The organism is Flavobacterium sp. CFS9 (assembly GCF_041154745.1).
In the GTDB taxonomy this organism is placed as follows: Bacteria; Bacteroidota; Bacteroidia; order Flavobacteriales; family Flavobacteriaceae; genus Flavobacterium.
Map to the genome: position 1 here is coordinate 3,132,364 of NZ_AP031573.1, position 23,026 is coordinate 3,155,389.

The following is a 23,026-nucleotide window of genomic DNA, read 5'->3' on the forward strand; positions in this document are numbered from 1 at the left end:
AAATATTATAAATCTATTAACAACAGAAATCAAAAGGTATCCATGTAAATGAAGTAGTTTTGTATTCTAGCATTTTTTTATATGAAAAACCCAATTTCAGTCTCATTATTAGAGCTCGCTATCATCACTCAGGATAGCAATGCCAAAGAAACATTTCAAAAAACAAAAGAAATAGCACAATTAGCAGATAATTTAGGATACAAGCGATTCTGGCTTGCAGAACATCACAATATGGCTCATGTCGCCAGTTCGGCTACAGTGGTGTTAATTGGTTACATTGCCAGTCAGACTCAAAATATTCGGGTAGGTTCCGGCGGAATCATGCTGCCCAATCACTCTCCTTTAATAGTAGCGGAGCAATTCGGAACCTTAGAAATACTTTATCCGGGCAGAATTGATTTAGGTTTAGGAAGAGCACCCGGTACAGATCAGCCAACAGCCGAAGCCATTCGAAAAGATTTCTTTGAGCAGGCACAGCGGTTTCCGCAAAACGTAAGCAAACTTCAGGATTACTTTTCGATAGAAAATGCAACAGCAAAAGTGCGGGCATTTCCGGCCGAAGGAACAAATGTTCCTATCTGGATTTTAGGTTCAAGTATGGATAGTGCTGCCCTTGCTGCTGCTTACGGATTGCCTTATGCGTTTGCAGGACATTTTGCTCCAAGACAAATGATGCAGGCGTTTGAATTCTATCGTGAAAATTTCCAGCCATCAGATACATTGGATAAACCCAAAACGATGGCATGCGTCAATATCGTTGCTGCAGATACCAATGAAGAAGCCGAAAGATTGTCTACAAGTTTGTATCAAATGTTTTTAAACTTAATTCGAAACGATCGCAAAGGACTGCAACCACCTGTAGATTCTCTTGATGCTATTATGAGTGAAGAAGAACGCTTTCATGTCAACCAAATGACGGCCTGTACTTTTACAGGGGATAAAATACAGTTGGAGACAGACCTTAAAAAGTTTATCAATTATGCACAGATCGACGAGTTAATGATCACCAGTCCGATATTCGATCGTCAGGCTAAACTTAAAAGTATTCAAATAACAAAAGAAGTTATCGATAGCCTAAATTAAGTGGCTACATATTATAGATACAACCCGACAGTTTTTCAGAACCTGTCGGGTTTGCTTTTACCTATTCTATGATATAAGAGTAGTTTTTGTCTAATAGAGACAAATGCTCGGCTGAGGTGAATGCCCGGCTGAGGTGAATGTCCGGCTGAGCGAAGTCGAAGCCTTCAGGTTTGTAATTTAAGTATTGGGGAGCTTTATCCCGCTATCCGTTTGTATCTTTTGTGTCGAACCCCGCCACAAAAGGATGCCCACTTCTATCGGGGCTAGGAGGTGAGGTTATGATAAAGAGTCAAACCCGACAGTTTTTCAGAACCTGTCGGGTTTACTATTTACAACAACAAAAAAAAGATTGTTTGTAAAAAACGCCAAACCAGCCATTTAAGAAAAACTTTAAAAATAAGTGTAGAAAAAGCTTGTAAAAGCGGATAAAGTGGCTACTTTTGCACCCGCAACAGCGATAAACGTTCACAGAAATACTGATAAGTAAAACGAATCAAAACGAAAATTTATTTTCAAAAAAGATTCCAAAAAGCTTGTGAGTAAAGAAAGAAAGTTTTAAGTTTGCACCCCGCAAAACATGGGAAGTTCATTGAAAAATTGGTAAGGAGAGAGGTTGAAAAGGAAAAGAAATTTTCTAAAAAAAACTTCAAAAATCTTTTGCCAGTTTGAAATAAGTTTTCTACTTTTGCACCCGCTTTGAGAAACAAGCGATGATAAGAAAAAAGAATACGTTCGTAGACATATTGAATTGACAGCCGTCCCGATTAATCGGGACAAAAGAATAAGAGTAATAGAGTCGTAAGATTCGAAAAGAACCGATAGATATTCGTCGCGATATAATATAAAAAATATACGATGAAGAGTTTGATCCTGGCTCAGGATGAACGCTAGCGGCAGGCTTAACACATGCAAGTCGAGGGGTATATGTCTTCGGATATAGAGACCGGCGCACGGGTGCGTAACGCGTATGCAATCTACCTTTTACAGAGGGATAGCCCAGAGAAATTTGGATTAATACCTCATAGTATAACACAATCGCATGATTGAGTTATTAAAGTCACAACGGTAAAAGATGAGCATGCGTCCCATTAGCTAGTTGGTAAGGTAACGGCTTACCAAGGCTACGATGGGTAGGGGTCCTGAGAGGGAGATCCCCCACACTGGTACTGAGACACGGACCAGACTCCTACGGGAGGCAGCAGTGAGGAATATTGGACAATGGGCGCAAGCCTGATCCAGCCATGCCGCGTGCAGGATGACGGTCCTATGGATTGTAAACTGCTTTTGTACGAGAAGAAACACCTCTACGTGTAGAGGCTTGACGGTATCGTAAGAATAAGGATCGGCTAACTCCGTGCCAGCAGCCGCGGTAATACGGAGGATCCAAGCGTTATCCGGAATCATTGGGTTTAAAGGGTCCGTAGGCGGTTTAGTAAGTCAGTGGTGAAAGCCCATCGCTCAACGGTGGAACGGCCATTGATACTGCTGAACTTGAATTATTAGGAAGTAACTAGAATATGTAGTGTAGCGGTGAAATGCTTAGAGATTACATGGAATACCAATTGCGAAGGCAGGTTACTACTAATGGATTGACGCTGATGGACGAAAGCGTGGGTAGCGAACAGGATTAGATACCCTGGTAGTCCACGCCGTAAACGATGGATACTAGCTGTTGGGAGCAATTTCAGTGGCTAAGCGAAAGTGATAAGTATCCCACCTGGGGAGTACGTTCGCAAGAATGAAACTCAAAGGAATTGACGGGGGCCCGCACAAGCGGTGGAGCATGTGGTTTAATTCGATGATACGCGAGGAACCTTACCAAGGCTTAAATGTAGTTTGACCGATTTGGAAACAGATCTTTCGCAAGACAAATTACAAGGTGCTGCATGGTTGTCGTCAGCTCGTGCCGTGAGGTGTCAGGTTAAGTCCTATAACGAGCGCAACCCCTGTTGTTAGTTGCCAGCGAGTAGTGTCGGGAACTCTAACAAGACTGCCAGTGCAAACTGTGAGGAAGGTGGGGATGACGTCAAATCATCACGGCCCTTACGCCTTGGGCTACACACGTGCTACAATGGCCGGTACAGAGAGCAGCCACTGTGTGAGCAGGAGCGAATCTATAAAGCCGGTCATAGTTCGGATCGGAGTCTGCAACTCGACTCCGTGAAGCTGGAATCGCTAGTAATCGGATATCAGCCATGATCCGGTGAATACGTTCCCGGGCCTTGTACACACCGCCCGTCAAGCCATGGAAGCTGGGGGTGCCTGAAGTCGGTGACCGCAAGGAGCTGCCTAGGGTAAAACTGGTAACTAGGGCTAAGTCGTAACAAGGTAGCCGTACCGGAAGGTGCGGCTGGAACACCTCCTTTCTAGAGCCTTAGTGTTAGTTTTCGGACACGCTAAGGAAAAAAGATGATTATTTATAGGATTCTGAATTGAAGATTGTATTACTCTTGCTGTTAATTTAAAAAATGAAAAAAGAATTAAGTAAAAACAGAGTCTCGTAGCTCAGCTGGTTAGAGTACTACACTGATAATGTAGGGGTCGGCAGTTCGAGTCTGCCCGGGACTACTTTTTTAAAGAGTTATAAGTTATGAATTATAAGTTATAAGTTTAAAAAGGCTGAAAAACTTGATTTAAAAGGAAATTTTAGAGGTTGAGTAACCGTTTTAAGTAGTGTTAACTGAAAACTGTTAACTGACAACTAAAAAATGGGGGATTAGCTCAGCTGGCTAGAGCGCCTGCCTTGCACGCAGGAGGTCAACGGTTCGACTCCGTTATTCTCCACAAGGCCTAAAGCTTTAAGCTATAGGCAAAGGCTAAGAAAGCTTAAAGTGTATTGCTTAAAGCCTAAAGCGAAACAAAGTTCATTGACATATTGAGATAAGAAAATAATAAGAAAGTAGAAAGCGTTTTTTATTAGCAATAATAAGAAACAAAAAAAACGGTCTTGTTTTAAATAACAAGATTGGTACAATAAGCAAAATAAGGGCGTATGGGGGATGCCTAGGCTCTCAGAGGCGAAGAAGGACGTGATAAGCTGCGAAAAGCTACGGGGACGAGCACACATCGATTGATCCGTAGATATCCGAATGGGGCAACCCACTATGTTGAAGACATAGTACACCGATAGGTGGGCAAACCCGCTGAACTGAAACATCTAAGTAGGCGGAGGAGAAGAAAACAAAAGTGATTCCGTAAGTAGTGGCGAGCGAACGCGGATTAGCCCAAACCAATGATGTTACGGCATTGTTGGGGTTGTAGGACCACGACATTTCATGTACAAGGAACCGGAATTGACTGGAAAGTCGAGCCATAGAGAGTGATAGCCTCGTATGGGTAACAAGTATAATGGATAGTGGTATCCTGAGTAGGGCGGGGCACGTGAAACCCTGTCTGAATTTGGCGGGACCATCCGCTAAGGCTAAATACTCCTGAGAGACCGATAGTGAACCAGTACCGTGAGGGAAAGGTGAAAAGAACCGTGAATAACGGAGTGAAATAGATCCTGAAACCATACGCTTACAAGCGGTCGGAGCCCTTTAGTGGGGTGACGGCGTGCCTTTTGCATAATGAGCCTACGAGTTAACGTTGCTGGCAAGGTTAAGTGATTAAGTCACGGATCCGTAGCGAAAGCGAGTCTGAATAGGGCGCTTTAGTCAGTAGTGTTAGACGCGAAACCGTGTGATCTACCCATGGGCAGGATGAAGCGCTGGTAACACAGTGTGGAGGTCCGAACCGGTTGACGTTGAAAAGTCTTCGGATGACCTGTGGGTAGGGGTGAAAGGCCAATCAAACTCGGAAATAGCTCGTACTCCCCGAAATGCATTTAGGTGCAGCGCTGATAATAGTTATATAGAGGTAGAGCTACTGATTGGATGCGGGGGCTTCACCGCCTACCAATTCCTGACAAACTCCGAATGCTATATAATGTTTTACAGCAGTGAGGGCTTGGGTGCTAAGGTCCAAGTCCGAGAGGGAAAGAACCCAGACCATCAGCTAAGGTCCCCAAATATATGCTAAGTTGAAAGAACGAGGTTTGTCTGCCCAGACAGCTAGGATGTTGGCTTGGAAGCAGCCATTCATTTAAAGAGTGCGTAACAGCTCACTAGTCGAGCGGACGAGCATGGATAATAATCGGGCATAAGCATATTACCGAAGCTATGGATTTTGCAGCAATGCAAAGTGGTAGGGGAGCATTCCAGCAGGGTTGAAGGTGTATCGTAAGGTATGCTGGACTGGCTGGAAAAGAAAATGTAGGCATAAGTAACGATAATGCGGGCGAGAAACCCGCACACCGAAAAACTAAGGTTTCCACAGCTATGCTAATCAGCTGTGGGTTAGTCTGGTCCTAAGGCGAACCCGAAAGGGACAGTCGATGGCCAACGGGTTAATATTCCCGTACTACTAATTACTGTGATGGGGTGACGGAGTGATGAAAGCGCCGCGAACTGACGGAATAGTTCGTTGAAGTACCTAGCTATATTCTCTATAGGCAAATCCGTAGAGAATGGTGAAATACGATAGTACTCGGAGTCTTCGGACAAAGAGATAGTGCGCCTAAGGGCTTCCAAGAAAAACCTCTAAACTTCAGGTAATTAGTACCAGTACCGTAAACCGACACAGGTAGTTGAGGAGAGAATCCTAAGGTGCTCGAGAGATTCATGGCTAAGGAATTAGGCAAAATAGACCTGTAACTTCGGGAGAAAGGTCGCCCCGAGCAATCGGGGCCGCAGTGAAGAGGTCCAGGCGACTGTTTATCAAAAACACAGGGCTCTGCAAAATCGTAAGATGACGTATAGGGCCTGACACCTGCCCGGTGCTGGAAGGTTAAGAGGAGATGTTATCTTCGGAGAAGCATTGAATTGAAGCCCCAGTAAACGGCGGCCGTAACTATAACGGTCCTAAGGTAGCGAAATTCCTTGTCGGGTAAGTTCCGACCTGCACGAATGGTGTAACGATCTGGACACTGTCTCAGCCATGAGCTCGGTGAAATTGTAGTAACGGTGAAGATGCCGTTTACCCGCAGTGGGACGAAAAGACCCTGTGCACCTTTACTATAGCTTAGTATTGACCTTGGATAAATGATGTGTAGGATAGGTTGGAGACTGTGAAGTGGCGTCGCCAGGCGTTGTGGAGTCATTGTTGAAATACAACCCTTTGTTTATCTGAGGCCTAACCCCGTGTTGCGGGGGACAGTGCTTGGTGGGTAGTTTGACTGGGGTGGTCGCCTCCAAAAGAGTAACGGAGGCTTCTAAAGGTTCCCTCAGTACGCTTGGTAACCGTGCGTAGAGTGCAATGGCATAAGGGAGCTTGACTGAGAGACATACAGGTCGATCAGGTACGAAAGTAGAGCATAGTGATCCGGTGGTTCCGCATGGAAGGGCCATCGCTCAAAGGATAAAAGGTACGCCGGGGATAACAGGCTGATCTCCCCCAAGAGCTCATATCGACGGGGGGGTTTGGCACCTCGATGTCGGCTCGTCACATCCTGGGGCTGGAGAAGGTCCCAAGGGTTGGGCTGTTCGCCCATTAAAGTGGCACGCGAGCTGGGTTCAGAACGTCGTGAGACAGTTCGGTCTCTATCTACTGTGGGCGTTAGAAATTTGAGTGGATCTGATTCTAGTACGAGAGGACCGAATTGGACAAACCTCTAGTGTATCTGTTGTCCCGCCAGGGGCACCGCAGAGTAGCTACGTTTGGAAGGGATAAGCGCTGAAAGCATATAAGCGCGAAACCCACCACAAGATGAGATTTCTTTTAAGGATCGTGGAAGATGACCACGTTGATAGGCTATAGATGTAAAGGCAGTAATGTCATAGTCGAGTAGTACTAATAATCCGTAAGCTTATGTACGCACTTTTCCCTCCGAGCAATCGGAGGGAGGAAACTTTCTAAAACTTAAAATACTTATTTGTTTCTTTATCTCAGTATGTTAAAATATTTGCAGCGAAGCTGCAGTTGAAAGTTGAAGGTTGGTAGTTGATGGAAACACCAACAACCATAAACCAACAACCGCCAACAATAATCTTAAGGTGGTTATTGCGGCGGGGCTCACCTCTTCCCATCCCGAACAGAGAAGTTAAGCCCGCCTGCGCAGATGGTACTGCAGTTATGTGGGAGAGTATGTCGTCGCCTTTCTTTTGAAAACCCTATCCAAATCGGATAGGGTTTTTTGTTTTTATATCTTTTTGAGAAATCCTTGCGTCCTTTGTGTAAATCCTCGCGCTCGTCGCGGTTAGAAATAGTCCACAGATCAAACGTTTTTTTTGATTTACAGGAGTGAGAATGGCTTTTGCCCTTTCAGGGCGGTTTTACACTAGGTATTATCAGTCATAGCGCTACGCACCATGCTGATGTCTTTCGGGCTTTCAGCCCTTTTACTTTGCGTTCTTTGCGTAAACCTTCGTGGACTTTGCGGTTAAAAATAGTCCACAGATCAAACGGTTTTTTTGATTTACAGGAGTGAGAATGGCTTTTGCCCTTTCAGGGCGGTTTTACACTAGGTATTATCAGTCATAGCGCTACGCACCATGCTGATGTCTTTCGGGCTTTCAGCCCTTTTCTTGAAATGTTTTTTGAATGTCTTTGAATTGATTTTTTTCTTGTAATTTTCTTTTTATCGAAGGCCGCGTTAGGGATGGGAGCGGTATCCTTTTGCGATAACCGTGCTCTTAAAAATTCCCCTGAAGCTTCTATTGCAAAAGATTTAGCGGACAGCCCGACCCGGAGGGGAACGCCATAATAATTGTTATTTGTATTAACCTGTAATTTAGTTTGTTATTTAAAAACTTTGGTGTCGACATCATTTATAAACTGAATTACTCCATGCATGAAGATTTTTTGATCGTCCCACATGGCGAGGTGACTTCCGTTGGGGCAATAGAGATAACGCCCTTTTTGGACTAATTTGCTTTGTTCTTCCATTGCTTTTGGATCCATAGTGTCATATTTTGCACCAATCATTAAGGTTGGGATTGTAATTTCATGCAAGCGATTTTTAATATCCCATTTGGCTAAACGGCCACTAATGCCAAATTCACTTGGACCTTGCATTAAGGTATAAATTTCACTATTAATATGTTTGCTGGCACGATTGAGACCGTCTGGCCATTCTTTTAGTCTGCATAAGTGTTTTTGATAAAAATTTGGAAGGAGTAATTCCATGTATCGCGGGTTGTTGAAATCTTTTTTGGCTTCAAGAGCTCTGATTTCTGTTAGTACTTCCGGTTTCATTTGTTTTGAAAGTACTTCATCTGCATATTTTCCGTAATCGGGGGCACTGGCCATCATGTTGGATACGAGTAAACCTTTCATGTTTTGTTGATATTTAAGAGCGTATTCCATGGCTAAAATTCCACCCCATGAGTTCCCTATGATGTAAAAATTATTTTTATCGGCTCCAATGGCTTTACGCACTTGTTCTACTTCTTCTACAAAACGTTTTGTAGTCCATAAGCTGCTGTCTTTGGGCTGATCGCTATAGTAAGATCCTAACTGATCGTACTCATAAAACTCAAAGCCTTCGCGTTGAAAGAATGTCTCAAAGCATTCCATATACTCGTGTGTCATTGCCGGACCTCCATGAAGTAATAACACTTTTATTCTTGAATTGTTTCCAAAACGTTTTGTCCAAACTTTAAATTCTCCAACAGGTGTTTTTATCGGTATCATTCTGACGCCTGCTGATTCTACATTTGACTCTTGATTGTAAGTAAAGTAGTTGGAAAGAGAGTCGCTTTTAGATTCATTTTTGCAAGAAATCAGCAGTAAAAAGGTAAGAATGGCAATACTATGACGCATAATTTTAGAATTAGTGATTTAGAACATTCGTTTGTCATTTAAAAATACGAATTTATTTTTGATTGGGCTCATGCAGAAAATGGTATAAGATTGATTGAGAGCTTACTAATAAACTCTTAGCTCATTAAAGGAATGAAAGTGTTGAAAAAGTTTATATTTACACCTTGTTTTGTAATTGCCGTAAGAATTCAAATTTCTTATTCGGCAATCATGCGGAATTAGTTAACCGTAAAATTAAAATTCAATTCTTTTTTTGTTATTATGAATGTACTAACACTTCCTGACGAGTTAAATTTTAAGAAATCAAGTTTAATTCACGTCTATGATTATACCAGTTCGAAAAGGATCTCCAAACAGCAAATCATTCTGAATCAGAATGTATTTAGTTTTTTGATGGAAGGTACGAAGGAAGTTGTTTTTGATAATTCGGCTGTATCGATTGATGCTTCGAAGTTTCTTATTATGAAATCGGGACATTGTTTAATGACAGAAAAGCTCTCAAGTTTGTCTAATTATAGAAGTGTTGTTTTATTTTTTTCGAATGAAATTCTGTTGCGATTTATTAGAAAAATGGAATGGAGAGGGGGAGCAGGAGAAGAATGTAAATCCGTGCGCGCTTTTGAATATGATGTATTTCTTAAGCGGTTTGTAGATAGTTTGGTAGATATTTCAAAACTTCCGATTGAGATTAAAAGCAAGTTGCTGGAGGTCAAGTTTGAGGAATTAATGCTTTATTTAATCGGAGTATATGGCACGGAGTTTCTGCATTCTTTAACGGTTAACAGTGATGATTCTTCACAGAAGTTTTTTCAGATTATTGAAAGCAGTCATCTTAGTAAGTTGTCTTTGAAAGAATTATCTTTTTTATGTAATATGAGTGTTTCGACGTTCAAAAGAGAATTTGAGAAGCACTATTCAGAATCACCTATAAAATGGTTTCAACATAAAAGATTGGAGTTTGCTCATCATTTACTTCATCAGGAGCAAAGAAGTCCTTCAGAAGTTTGTTTTGAAGCAGGTTACGAAAGTTTATCAAGTTTTACTCAGGCTTATAAGTCAAAATATGGGGTGACGCCCAAGCAGGCACAGAAAAAGTGAGCTTTTGGCTATAGTTTTTGAGCTTTTGGCTCCATTTACTTTTTATTTTCAGGGTTAAATTTGTTTAAAATTTTAAACCATAGAAAAATGAAAAAAGTAAATGCAATTTTGATAATGTCCTTAATTTTCACAACAGCAATTTTCGGACAGAAGACTTTTACACTAACTAGTAAAGACTTGGGAGGTGAGCTTACGAAAGTACAGGAATTTAAAGGATTTGGCTGTACCGGAGAGAATCAATCTCCTCAACTGCTTTGGAAAAATGCCCCAGCCGGAACAAAAAGCTTCGCTGTGACAATGTATGATCCTGATGCGCCAACGGGAAGCGGATTTTGGCATTGGATTGTATTTGATATTCCTTCAGATGTAAACGAACTGGTAACTAATGCAGGTGCTAAAGATAACTTTTCGATAAAAGGTGCTGTTCAAAGTATCACAGATTATGGAATAAAAGGATTTGGTGGTCCTTGTCCGCCGGAAGGCCATGGATTCCATCAATATATCATTACAGTTTATGCCCTTAAAATAGATAAGTTAGGACTTAATGAAAATACCAATCCGGCTATCGTAGGGTTTAATTTATGGAATCAAACTTTGGCAAAAGCGAGTATTGTTGCTTATTATAAAAGATGATTTAAATCTATGTTTCTACGCGCTTAAAAATCATAGCCACAGATTAACGAATTAAAAAAAATAGCCAATCTGCAGACCCGAGCGATAGCAAACAGGCGAAGCAATCTGCGTGAAAAACATTCAACACATAGAGGTATAGATTCTTTAATAGGGAGAAAGTCTATTTCTCTATGTGTTTAAAAATCATAGCCACAGATTAACGGATTAAAAAGATTAATAAATCAGTAGAATCTGCAAGATCTGAGTGAAAATACTCCACACACAGAAACATAATTTTTATAAGCAAGAAAGGAATATTAAATCAGTTTATTACTGGTTGCGTAAGCAATAGCCTCAGCAATATTTCCAACACCTAGTTTGGTGAACAACTTCCTTTTGTGAAACTTAATCGTATCAGCCGATACAAACATACTATCAGCCATGTTGGCAATGGTAAAGCCCCTGATAGAATACTGCAAAACCTCCTTTTCTCGACTGGTGAGTTCTATTTTTTTATTCACCTTCCAAAAATCTCCCTCAAGATCATAACTGAAGATCTTATTTTCCCCCTTTTTATAAATTTTAATATTTCCCGACTGCAATTCAGAAGAAAGCGAGATAATACAAATTGACTTCCAGATTTTACCATCATTGGTCAGGAAAACGGGAGTTAGTTTTTGATTCACCAAAAAAGTCTTTCCATTAGGATTCTTCAAGCGGAAGTCATAAGAGATCGTATGATGTATACGTTCTTCCACGGGAATGTTTTGGTAAAAGTCAAATCCGATTGTATTAATCTTCAATAATAAATCCAGATCTTCTTTAACCACATATTTGAAATAAAAGGCATATCCAAGTTCCTGAACTTCTGCCGGAGTGTGATCACACAAGAATAATGGATTTTCGGATACATACTCAAACCCCTTTTTTTCGTAATCAATAATATAAATACTACTGTAAGTTGTTCTGGCAAATGCTTTGACCAGTTCTAAATAATTTCCCAGTCTGCCTTTTTCATCTTCAGAGATCTTCTGAACGGTGTTGTTAGAGGAAAAAAAGTCGTTTTCAATTACCATATTTTAATAGTTTTTAACAGGTTGTGAATATAGGAAAAATTGGAGATATGATGTTAAATTATTTTTATTTCTATACGAATTTAACTTCATTTCAATAAGAATGATATTTGGGTTTTTGGTCGTTTTTTTTCTTCTAAAGTTTGTTTTTAAAAACTACACTAAAGGGTGGTTTTCGTTTAAGATCTTGGTAACTAGTATTTTGTGTAGCGAAAGGCGTAAATTGTGGTGATAGTTTTGGAGAAAACAAATACTATGAAACTCGCCAAAAACCACCACACCGCAATTAGTCAAAATGACATCTTCCGTATGTCAAAATTTGTAGTCACAGAAAACTTCAATCACCACTCTAATGAAGTTTTTCCGGGCCACTATCAAAAAGATATTGATGCCGTTTACAAAGAAGAAATGAACTACCTTGAAAACTCTAAAATTTTCGCATTCAAAAACGAGTTTGGAGATTTTACCGGAACGATCAGAGTTCTAAAATGGGACTTCATTACTCCGCTTCCAATTCAAAAAATGTTTGGGATCAATCCTTTCTTATGTGCAGAGGGAGATGCTATCAATGAAATCTGGCACATTGGCCGTTTTGCCATTAAAAAAGGGGTTCGTGATGTAAACCTTCTAAAAAAACTATTGGTTTGTGCCATCGCACCGGTTTGCAAACACAAAGACAATATGGCCTTTGCCGAAATCGATGCGAAACTATTACGCGTATTAACCCTAATGGGCATCAAAGCAAAAATTGTAGGCAAATCAATCGAATATCTGGGATCAGAAACCATTCCTGTATCGATGTCTTATAATGGTCTTATTGCTTTTTACAACGAGAACAAACATTTAGTTACACCGGAAGATTTTGAGCTTTCTTCTGTAAACTATAAACTACCCAATAAGGTAGTATTTAATGCTAACAAGCTGAACTACACTTTGGTGTAGTAGAATTTGAAAACCTGTATTGTAAATTTACTTCAGTAAAAATAAGTAGTTGGATTAGCAACTTTCAGATTTTTACAACACACTCAAAAGGCACCAAAATTTACCTGGAGAGTTCCAACAAAAACATGATTACCAAAATTACTTTCGGGTAAAAAAGGTAAAGCTATTAAACCAAAAAACGTATCTAAAAAAAATAACCATGTGACTGGTAATAGCGCAGCTATGCCCGGTGACGAAAAAACCAAATAATATGGATCGAAAACAAGGTTGGCATGTTCTTTACGTCAAGTACAGGCATGAAAGTAAAGTCTACAAAGAATTAACGGAAAAAAAATTAGAAGCTTTTTTACCCATGGCCACCAGTATCAGACAGTGGAGTGACCGAACCAAGAAAATTGAAATTCCGTTATTTCCCAGTTATGTTTTTGTAAACATTAAAAACAACAAAGACTTTCATGATGCTTTAAATGTAGAGAGCGGTTGTTCATATTTGTCTTTCGGCAAAGAATACGGCAAAGTTTCCGAAGAAGAAATTGCTTACATCAAACTCTTCACCCAGGGAAAAGACATCACCGATGTTCAGGTTGAATCGGCACTGCCAAAAATAGGTGATAAACTTACAATCAAACATGGAGAACTATCAGGTTTGGAATGTGAAGTTTTCAGAGTCGATAATCAACACAGAATCAGCGTACGATTAAGTTCATTACGCCAGAATATATCAGCCGTAATACCTTTGTCGTATTTATCCAATCCAGAAGAAAACGTCTTCGCCAAAGCGTAGTTTTTAGACTCCTCATTTCCTTGCTTTCAAAGGAAAACACCCTATAAATCTTACTATACTATCAATTACCCTCTGTAGTGCAATCAGGGGGTGGTTGTTTTTTATCCATACTACAAATCAAAATGGTACGATAACATTGCGTTTTCGGTATTTATTCAAATTATAAAAAGCAGACGTATGAAAAATAATGTCACAAATGTTCAGAAATATATCTGGCTTGATCAGATACTTGACAATGAATCGCCAAAATACAATATTGGCGGTTATGCATTTATTAACGGAAGTGTTGACGTGGAGCGTTTTAAAACTGCATTCAACATTCTGATTAAAGAGAACGATATTTTTTCTTTTGTTTTTGAAGAAAAGAGTGGTTTTCCTGTATATACACTTCAGGAAACCAACAGTGATTTGGCATTAACCTGTATAGAAGAGTCAGATGAATCAAAAGCGATTCAAATGATAGAGAAAGATTTTATAGTGCCTTTTGATATAGAGAAGGACAAACAGCTTTATAAAATGTGGCTGATTCAAACGGCTCCTGAAACGTACATCTGGTATTCGAAACTTCATCACATTATAGCAGATGGATTTTCGTTTCAGCTGTTGTTCAATAAAGTGAAAAGAATTTACGAACAATTAGGTACAGCTGTTGTTTATGATGAGGCATGTATCGGGAAAAATAAAATGTCTTACGAGTCTTTTATAGCCTTAGACAATGCTTACAGAGCTTCGGATGATTTTTCGAATGACAGAAAGTTTTGGTTGGAACGTTATGAAAATTTACCTTCTTTGATCTATACCGGTACCAATAAATCGGCAAGTCACAGTAATATTGAAATTACGCTTAGCGAAGCAGAAAATGAAGCTTTATGGGCATTTGTAAAAGCAGAAAAGCTAAGCATTTTTCACTTGTTGATCGGGTGTTTCTCTATCGTATTGTCTAAATATTACAATAGAGAAGAAATTAATTTAGGGATGCCTATTTTAAATCGAAAAAATGCTGCTGAGAAAAATACATTTGGTCCATTTCTTAGCATGTTACCATTAAAACTTTCGTTGGAAACAACAGCAACCGTAAGTGATTTTATCAAAGAGATTAAAAGCACACTTTTTATGTGCTACAGACATCAGCGTTTTCAGCAGGCCGATATCCTGCGAAATCTGCCTCAGGAAACTTCAAAGCTTTATGACGTACGATTGTCATACGAGCGCATGCAATACGAATCTGAATTTTCGGGGAATAAAGCGAGCATACATCCATTGTCTAATGACAGTGAAGAAGATCCTATTTCTATTCACGTCTTTGAAGGGATCAACGGAGATCTTAGTTTCAGATTTGATATCAATGAAAAATATGTGTCAAAATTTGAGGCCAATCAGCTGATTGCCTCTTTCAGAAAAGTATTGACAGAATTACATGAAACCAACCATACTGCTATTGCCGAAATTCAGATTTCGAGCAAAGAACAGTTAGAAGAGATACAAGCGATTTCAAAAGGTCCGGTTGTAAAAAGACCGGAACAGACTTTCTTAAATCTTTGGAATGCATCCGTAGCGGGCTATGGTTCAAAAACAGCGGTTTCTTGTCAAACGAATTTTTTAACTTATGAAACCCTTGATGCGAGTGCTACTATCATAGCTTCCTATTTACAGTCCAGCGGCGTTAAAAAAGGAGACAAGGTAGGAGTGATGCTTTCGAGATCTGAGAAAAGTATTATTGGAATTTTGGCAGCCTTAAAAACAGGTGCTGTTTACGTTCCTATTGATAATGCTTATCCGGAAGAAAGAAAACACTATATTATAAAAGATGCCGGCTTAGGTTTTATCTTAACAGATTCATTCTCCAATTCTATTTCAGAAGAGAGAGAATACAATATAGATCGTATACTGGAAGAACATAAAGTATCGGAAAATTATATTCCTGTTGCTTTGAAACCTGAAGACGAGGCTTATATTATTTATACTTCCGGTTCAACAGGAGATGCTAAAGGTGTCGTTATCAATCACGCTTCTCTATACGATTATGTGCTTACATTTGGCACTTATTTTAATCTTACGGAAGAAGATATTGTATTACAGCAGGCTTCTACTGCTTTTGATACTTCTGTAGAAGAAATTTTCCCGATTTTATCAGTAGGAGGGAATTTAGTGATTGCTCATGATACAAAAGATTTTAATGAATTATTGAAAGATTGTGAGCGTTTTGGAATTACTTTATTGAGTACCAATCCTTTTGTACTGCAATACCTTAATGACAACCATAAAAATTACAATTTTAATTTTAAAACGATTATTAGCGGAGGCGATACGTTAAAACCACACCAGATCGATCAGCTTACAGCTATTTATGATATCTATAACACCTATGGTCCTACAGAAAGTACAGTCTGTGCGACCTATTATAAAGTGAATGAAACAGACACTTCATTTCCTATCGGGAAACCAATTACCAATAGAGGAGTGTATTTGTTAGACGGAACAAAAATATTACCGAAAGGAGCTATTGGAGAAATTGGACTTTCCGGTTTAGGTTTGGCAGTTTCTTATCTCAATAAAAAAGAACTGACCGATAATGCCTTCATCAACATAAATGGAGAACGTATCTACAAAACCGGAGATTTAGGAAAGTGGAGCACAGACAATAATTTAATTTTTTATGGAAGAAAAGACAGTCAGCTTAGTTACAAAGGATATCGTATTGAAGTAGGAGAAATAGAATTGGCTCTGCAAAAAGTAAATGCATATATAGTAGATAGCTATGTGTGTATTAACGAAGTGGGCGGAATGCCTATTTTGATTGCCTATTTAGTAGCCAACGAGTCTTTTATCAATATATCTTCTTTAGTAATTGATTTAAAAGCTCATTTGCCGGAATTTATGATTCCGACACATTTTGTAATCTTAGATGCTATTCCCTTAATTCCTAACGGAAAAATCGATATTAAGAGTTTACCGGAACCTAAAACCGTAAATATTGCAGAAGCAGTTCAATTGCCTGAAACGCAAGAAGAAAAAGAGATTGCTTCTATCTGGCAGGAATTATTACGTCTGGATCAGGTGGATGTAAACGTGAGTTTTTTCGAATTAGGAGGACACTCTTTATTGGCCAATCAGTTTATTAGCAGTTTACGTGATCAAAAAGGAATTGAATTGTCGCTAAGAGATTTTTACAAATCTCCTACCATCAAAGAAATCAGTGAACTGGTTCCTACTTTAAACAAAAAAGAAACTCAAAATATTAAAGCGCCTGAGCAGGAGTTGTACCCGTTGTCTTTTTCACAAGAAAGGTTATGGTTTTTGAATCAGCTGAATACTGCCGATACTTCTTATCACGTATCGAGAGCCATGAAATTAAAAGGCTTTGTGGAGGTTACTGCACTCGAAGAAACGTTTGCAAAACTGATCAAAAAACATGAGATTTTAAGAACTGTTTTTGTGAATCAGGAAGGTAAGCCATATCAAAAAATACTGCCTCCATTTGGGTATACCATTCCGGTAATTGATTATACGGGAATAAAAAATAAAGAAAACAAAGAAAAAGTAATTGCCGATAGTCTGGAAAGAATAGAGAGCCGTGCCTTTCAAATTGAAGAGGGCCCGCTTTTTAGAATAGAATTATTAAAATTCTCCGATCAGGAAAGTGTACTTGTATTTTGTGAGCACCATTTAATTTTAGACGGATGGACGCAGGGAATCTTGTTTAGAGATTTCGTTGATATTTATAATGAATTAAAAAGAGATCCTGATTTTGAAGCAGAGAAACCTGAAATTACTTTTAAAGATTATGCGTATTGGGAAAGAAATAGTCTAAACGAAGATGTTATCAGCGAAAAACTGGATTATTGGGAAAACAAATTTGAAGGTTTTTCTAACGGATTGTTATTGCCTTTAGATTTTGAAAGAGATGAAATTGCCGTGAAAAAAGGCGGCACCATAGAACATGTGTTTTCATTGGATTTTTCAGAAAAGTTACGTCAGTTTTCCGAAAAACAAGATGTGTCGTTGTTTATCACAATGCTCGCAGCCTTTAAGATAGTGCTGCATAAATTTAGCAATCAAACCGATATTTCTGTAGGGACTGCAGTTGCCAACAGACGTTATAAAGAATTTCAGGAAGTTTTAGGTATGATTGTAAATACCATTGCATTACGTACTACGTTTAGCAATGAAAATTCCTTAACAGAGGTGCTTAACGAGGTGAAAGAAACTTGTCTGGATGCTTATTCTTACGATGATACCCCTTTTGGGAAAGTAGTAGAAAGAATAAATCCGGAGAGGAGTTTAAATCTGCATCCGCTGTTTCAATACATGTTTAGTTTTGTGAACGTTCCGGTACAAAGCATGTCTTTGCTGGATGCGGACATCGAAATTCTGAACGGACACAATAAAACATCCCGCTTTGATATTAGTGTTGTCGTAAATACTGTATACGAACAAATTGATTCTTTAACAGATAATAAACCGGACAGAAGAATTTCGGTAGAATGGGATTACAATGCCGGAATTTTTAAGTACGCGACAATGAAACGTGTGCTGAAAGCATACCTTAAAGTTTTAGAGGCTCTTGTTGAAAACCCTGCACAATCTCTAGCCAGTCTGGATTACATTTCAAGTTCAGAAAAAGCAATCCTTCTGGGAGATTTTAGCACTTCAAAATCAGAAGAGATAGTAGAAGCTACAGCCGTTGAAATGTTCGAAGAGCAAGTCGGGAAAACCCCTGATGCCGTAGCAGTAGTTTTTGAAAATACCTCGTTGACGTACAGAGAACTCGATGCGCTTTCCAATCAGCTGGCGCATTATTTATTCAATAATTATGACATAAAAACAGAAGATCTGATCGCTGTAAAATTAGAACGCAGCGAGTGGATTTACATTTCACTTTTAGCCGTACTGAAAACCGGCGGTGTTTATGTTCCTATAGATCCGGGTTATCCGGAGCAAAGAATTGCTTATATCGAGCAAGACAGTAAATGTAAAGTTGTTATTGACGAGAAGTTATTGGCGAATTTCATATCGAGTCAGAGCAACTATCCAACCACATTACCAGTCGTTTCTTTGACTCCGGAGAACCTTATGTATGTTATCTATACATCAGGTTCTACAGGCCAGCCCAAAGGAGTAATGATCGAGCACAAAAGTTTAGTAAACTACATTTTAAACCAAAAAGAAGAATTCGGGTTTGGTGCGTCCGATCGTATCGTACAATTCTCCAACAACGCCTTCGACGCCTCAATGGAGCAGATCTTTTTAGCTTTGCTAACAGGAGCTACATTGATAGGCGCTTCAAAAGAGCGTATCATCGATCCGTCCGATTTTATAAACCTGTTAAAAGAACACAGCGTAACCCACCTGCATGCCACGCCGGGTTATTTGTCCCATTTAGAGAACCTTTCCACCTGCAAGACCCTGAAAAGAATTGTTGCAGCAGGAGAAGTATGCCCAAAAAGCTTGGCTGAAAAAATGATCAAAATAGCCGACTTCTACAACAAGTACGGCCCAACAGAAGCCACCATCAGTGCTGTGATGGGAAGAGTAGAGCAAAGCGATCTGCAAAGAAACCTTGTGTCAATTGGTAAACCCTTAAAAGACAGTCAGCTTTATATCTTATCCGATGACCTGGCTTTACAGCCTATTGGTGTATTTGGAGAGCTTTGCATCTCCGGAAACAGCCTGTCCAGAGGATATCTGAACAACCCTGAACTTACGGAAGAGAAATTTATCGCTCATCCTTTTATTGCAGGAGCCAGGCTCTACAAAACAGGCGATTTGGGAAGATGGCTACCGGATGGCAGCATTGAACTCATGGGCCGAAAAGACCAACAGGTAAAAGTAAGAGGCCACCGAATAGAACTCGGAGAAATCGAACATGCCTTATTAACACAAGACAGTATCAGCCAGTGTGTGGTAACCGTACAAAACATAGAGACAGAACCTGAAATAGTAGCCTATGTAGTGGGAGAAAAAGAGCTTGACAAACAAGAACTTCGCATCCAATTGAGCCAATATTTACCAGATTATATGCTTCCGGGTTATTATGTACAATTAGAAGCTATTGCATTAACCTCCCACGGTAAAGTCGATCTGAAAGCATTGCCTAAAGTGGATGCAAACGACAAGATTCAGCAGGAATATACCGCTCCGGTGACCGTTTTAGAGAAACAATTAGTTGCAATCTGGGAAGAAATACTGGGCATAAACAACATTGGAACCACAGATAATTTCTTTGAACTGGGCGGACACAGTCTGAAAGTAATTTTGGTAGCCAACAAAATCAATAGACAATTAGGTTATCAGATCAGCGTAAAAGACGTCTTTTTGAATCCAACCATTTCAGGGATAATCAGTAAACTTGAGCAAGGAACCTTCACGGCCATACCCAAAGCAGAGCAGCAGGAAAGCTACGTTTTAAGCTCCTCTCAGCACCGACTATGGATTCTGAGTCAGTTTGAAGGCGGCAGTCAGGCTTACAACATTCCCGGTTCGTTTGAATTAGAAGGAAATTTAAATACAGCACAATTAGCAGAAGCTTTCAACCTGCTTATGAGCAGACACGAAACCCTAAGAACCTATTTCAAAAGAGACGATCAGGGAGAAGTGCGTCAATTTGTAATCGATGCCGAAGACATTGATTTTAAAGTAGATTATGAAGATTTTACTAAAGTTGAAAACCAAGAAGAAGCACTGGAACACAGCGTTGCCCAAAGCTATCAGCATCAGTTTGATTTAGAGAAAGCTCCTTTGGTCAATCTGAAACTCATCAGACGATCAGAAAACAAACACCTGTTGCTTTTTAATATGCATCATATTATCAGCGATGGCTGGTCTATGGGAATTTTAAGCCAGGAACTCATCACCATTTACGATCATTTAACGCAAAATAAAACTATAAATCTTCCGGAGCTCAGCATACAATATAAAGACTATGCCACCTGGATGCGAAGTGAAGAACAAATCACCAAACTAAAAAAATCAGAAGCCTACTGGCTGGATACCTTTAGCGGTAACCTTCCTGTACTGGAGCTTCCGACAGAGAAAGTACGACCAAGAATAAAAACGTATGCCGGAGATTCCATCACTCACAGTTTCAGCAAAGAAGCAAGTGTTAACTTGAAAACATTTTCAGAGCAACACAACAGCAGCCTCTTTATGACCCTGATGGCAGGATTAAACGGATTACTTTCCAGATACACCAACACCAGAGATCTTATTTTAGGGACACCGATTGCAGGAAGAGAACACAGTGATCTGGAAAATCAAATCGGATTGTATCTCAACACCCTGGCCATCCGAACCCGTTTTGAAGAAACAGCAGATTTTGAAACCCTGCTGCAAATACAAAAAGAAACCCTGCTCGATGCCTATTCTCATCAGGAATATCCGCTGGACAATTTGGTGGAACAACTAGGATTAGGACGCGATACAAGCCGATCTGCACTCTTTGATGTACTGGTCGTTTTGCAAAATCAACAAGATTTGTTTGGATCAAATACAGAAATCGAAAGTTTAACCTTAAAACCATACAAAGCCAATCCAAGAAAAGTAAGCCAATTTGATTTAAGCTTCATTTTCTCAGAACAACAAGAAGAACTGAACCTTCACATCGAATACAACACCGACATTTATCAGCCGGAATTTGTAGCTCGTTTAGCCAATCATTTGGATACTTTTTTAACCAAAGCCATCCAAAATCCGGAGCAAAAAGTAGCCACACTCCACTATCTGAGCGAAGCCGAGACAACACAATTGTTACAGGATTTTAACGACACAGCAGTAGCGTATCCGAAGGATCACACTATGATTGATTTGTTTGTGAATCAGGCGAATAAAACTCCGGAGCAGATCGCTTTAGTGACCGATACCAAAAGCTTTACCTACAAAGAACTCGACGAAATCTCTAACGAGCTTTCACACTATCTGCTGAGTAATTACAACTTAGCCGTAGAAGATTTAGTAGGGGTAAAACTGGGGCGCAGTGAGTGGCTGCCTATCGCTTTATTAGCCGTTTTAAAATCAGGATGCGCTTATGTACCGATCGATCCGAACTATCCGACACAAAGAATTGAATATATCGAGCAAGACAGTAAATGTAAAATCACCATAGACGATAGTTTTATAGCAAGTTTCAGAGAGGCAGAATCCATATCAAAATCATTGCCGCAGATTACTTTTAGTGCACAGCAATTGGCTTATATCATTTACACTTCAGGATCCACAGGAAAACCAAAAGGAGTCATGATCACCCATCAGAACGCGGTAGCCATGTTATGCTGGTCACAAAGAGAATTTAGCGATACCGATTTTGACATTTTATACGCTGTAACCTCACATTGTTTTGATCTGTCTGTTTATGAGTTTTTCTATCCGTTAAGTATCGGAAAACAAATCCGTTTACTGGCCAATGGATTGTCGATAGCAGATTATATCCAAAACGATAAAAAGGTACTGATCAATACTGTACCTTCTGTAATCCATACCCTGATTGAGAAAGGAACCACCTTTGAAAATGCGGTTGGAATCAATCTTGCGGGAGAAGCATTTCCGGTGAGTATTGCCAATCATTTTACCAATTCAGATATTGCCATTAGAAACCTGTACGGCCCATCAGAAGACACCACCTACAGCAGTTACTATCGAGTAGAAGGGACTTATGAAAGCTCTGTGCCTATTGGAAAAGCTTTGGATAATACCCAGTTTTATGTACTCTCAGAAGAGCTGGCATTGCAGCCTGTGGGGGTAATTGGAGAAATCTGTATCTCAGGCGACGGTTTGTCCAGAGGGTATTTGTATCAGCCGCAACTTACAGCAGAGAAGTTTATAGAGAACCCTTTCAAAGAAGACAGTAAACTTTATAAAACAGGCGATTTAGGCAAATGGTTGCCTGATGGTACCATCGCTTACATCGGCCGAAAAGACAGTCAGGTAAAGATCAGAGGGCATCGTATCGAATTGGGTGAAATCGAGCAGGTATTGCAGTCTCAGGAAGAGATCGATCAGTGTGTGGTCATCACAGCAACAGTAAATGGCGATCCGGTGATTGTAAGTTATCTGGTAAGTACCGCAACTATTGACAAACAACAGCTTCGTCATTCACTTTCAAGAGAATTACCCGAATACATGCTGCCAAGTTATTATGTTTTCCTGGATAAATTTCCACTGACACCCAACGGCAAGATCGACAAAAAAGCCTTACCATCAGTCAGTACAGACGATGTTATCCAACAGGAATATGTGGCTCCAACCAATGAAATAGAGGAGAAGCTGGTAGCAATATGGCAGGACATTCTAAAAAGAGAGAAAATAGGAATAACTAATAATTTCTTTGAACTGGGAGGAAACAGTTTAAAAGCTACTGTTCTAATCAACAGAATAAACAGAGCTTTTGATACAAGACTTTCTATTCAGGATTTATACGAGACTCAGGAAATCACAGGAGTTTCCAGAAAATTAAAATTTATTCTGTTTCAAAATGAATTAGTCGTAGAATCAACCGATGATCTGGATGAGGTATTGATATAAAATTTAATCGCGAGTTTCATTTTATAGCCATGTTACCTCACTAAAAGCGAAATGAATCAGAGTTTACAGAATAAAATAAATGATCACTAATCATCATTTTGCCAATACAATTGTGCCG

General features: G+C 39.6%; 8 protein-coding genes, 2 tRNA genes and 3 rRNA genes. 11 read left to right on the top strand and 2 right to left on the bottom strand.

Features of this window, described 5'->3' with window-relative positions:
• The first annotated feature begins 81 nt into the window (after positions 1-81).
• From ACAM30_RS13450 to rrf, 6 genes are all read left to right on the top strand, one after another.
• Positions 82-1,083, top strand: a complete 1,002-nt coding sequence (locus tag ACAM30_RS13450; protein WP_369615128.1) for an LLM class flavin-dependent oxidoreductase — start codon at positions 82-84, stop codon at positions 1,081-1,083.
• 852 nt (positions 1,084-1,935) lie between these two features.
• Positions 1,936-3,449: ribosomal RNA gene (locus ACAM30_RS13455) — 16S ribosomal RNA — on the top strand.
• 128 nt (positions 3,450-3,577) lie between these two features.
• Positions 3,578-3,651: transfer RNA gene (locus ACAM30_RS13460), tRNA-Ile, on the top strand.
• Between the two features lie 142 nt (positions 3,652-3,793).
• Positions 3,794-3,867, top strand: a tRNA-Ala gene (locus ACAM30_RS13465).
• A gap of 187 nt (positions 3,868-4,054) precedes the next feature.
• Positions 4,055-6,936, top strand: a 23S ribosomal RNA gene (locus ACAM30_RS13470).
• A gap of 175 nt (positions 6,937-7,111) precedes the next feature.
• Positions 7,112-7,221: ribosomal RNA gene (rrf, locus tag ACAM30_RS13475) — 5S ribosomal RNA — on the top strand.
• The 16S, 23S and 5S rRNA genes sit together here with 2 tRNA genes alongside, the layout of an rRNA operon.
• Before the next feature lie 639 nt (positions 7,222-7,860).
• Here the strand turns inward: rrf and ACAM30_RS13480 are convergent.
• Positions 7,861-8,883: a proline-specific peptidase family protein gene (locus ACAM30_RS13480; protein WP_369615129.1), complete on the bottom strand. Its 1,023-nt coding sequence runs from the start codon at positions 8,881-8,883 to the stop codon at positions 7,861-7,863.
• Between the two features lie 261 nt (positions 8,884-9,144).
• On the opposite strand from ACAM30_RS13480, the gene ACAM30_RS13485 reads away from it, so the two are divergent.
• Together ACAM30_RS13485 and ACAM30_RS13490 are read left to right on the top strand one after the other, a co-directional pair.
• Positions 9,145-9,981 (top strand): helix-turn-helix domain-containing protein, encoded by an 837-nt coding sequence (locus ACAM30_RS13485; RefSeq protein ID WP_369615130.1) that lies wholly within the window; start codon positions 9,145-9,147, stop codon positions 9,979-9,981.
• 87 nt (positions 9,982-10,068) lie between these two features.
• On the top strand, positions 10,069-10,614 hold the full coding sequence (locus ACAM30_RS13490; protein WP_369615131.1) for a YbhB/YbcL family Raf kinase inhibitor-like protein: 546 nt from the start codon (positions 10,069-10,071) through the stop codon (positions 10,612-10,614).
• A gap of 296 nt (positions 10,615-10,910) precedes the next feature.
• Here the strand turns inward: ACAM30_RS13490 and ACAM30_RS13495 are convergent, their stop codons facing one another.
• On the bottom strand, positions 10,911-11,669 hold the full coding sequence (locus tag ACAM30_RS13495) for a response regulator transcription factor (RefSeq protein ID WP_369615132.1): 759 nt from the start codon (positions 11,667-11,669) through the stop codon (positions 10,911-10,913).
• Positions 11,670-11,921: 252 nt separating this feature from the next.
• On the opposite strand from ACAM30_RS13495, the gene ACAM30_RS13500 reads away from it, so the two are divergent.
• The 3 genes from ACAM30_RS13500 to ACAM30_RS13510 all read left to right on the top strand — a co-directional run bounded on the left by ACAM30_RS13500 (position 11,922) and on the right by ACAM30_RS13510 (position 22,908).
• Complete coding sequence (locus ACAM30_RS13500; RefSeq protein WP_369615133.1) at positions 11,922-12,608, top strand: hypothetical protein; 687 nt, start codon at positions 11,922-11,924, stop codon at positions 12,606-12,608.
• A 250-nt stretch (positions 12,609-12,858) separates the two neighbouring features.
• Positions 12,859-13,392 (top strand): UpxY family transcription antiterminator, encoded by a 534-nt coding sequence (locus tag ACAM30_RS13505; RefSeq protein ID WP_369615134.1) that lies wholly within the window; start codon positions 12,859-12,861, stop codon positions 13,390-13,392.
• 177 nt (positions 13,393-13,569) lie between these two features.
• Entirely contained in the window at positions 13,570-22,908 is a 9,339-nt protein-coding gene (locus tag ACAM30_RS13510) for an amino acid adenylation domain-containing protein (protein ID WP_369615135.1), read from the top strand.
• The last annotated feature ends 118 nt before the right edge of the window (positions 22,909-23,026 follow it).

What these genes read in the sequence shown, in the direction of transcription:
- ACAM30_RS13505 (WP_369615134.1), top strand. Translation starts at nt 12,859, where the DNA reads ATGGATCGAAAACAAGGTTGGCATGTTCTTTACGTCAAGTACAGGCAT.
- ACAM30_RS13500 (WP_369615133.1), top strand. Translation starts at nt 11,922, where the DNA reads ATGAAACTCGCCAAAAACCACCACACCGCAATTAGTCAAAATGACATC.
- ACAM30_RS13490 (WP_369615131.1), top strand. Translation starts at nt 10,069, where the DNA reads ATGAAAAAAGTAAATGCAATTTTGATAATGTCCTTAATTTTCACAACA.
- ACAM30_RS13495 (WP_369615132.1), bottom strand. Translation starts at nt 11,669, where the DNA reads ATGGTAATTGAAAACGACTTTTTTTCCTCTAACAACACCGTTCAGAAG.
- ACAM30_RS13480 (WP_369615129.1), bottom strand. Translation starts at nt 8,883, where the DNA reads ATGCGTCATAGTATTGCCATTCTTACCTTTTTACTGCTGATTTCTTGC.
- ACAM30_RS13485 (WP_369615130.1), top strand. Translation starts at nt 9,145, where the DNA reads ATGAATGTACTAACACTTCCTGACGAGTTAAATTTTAAGAAATCAAGT.
- ACAM30_RS13510 (WP_369615135.1), top strand. Translation starts at nt 13,570, where the DNA reads ATGAAAAATAATGTCACAAATGTTCAGAAATATATCTGGCTTGATCAG.
- ACAM30_RS13450 (WP_369615128.1), top strand. Translation starts at nt 82, where the DNA reads ATGAAAAACCCAATTTCAGTCTCATTATTAGAGCTCGCTATCATCACT.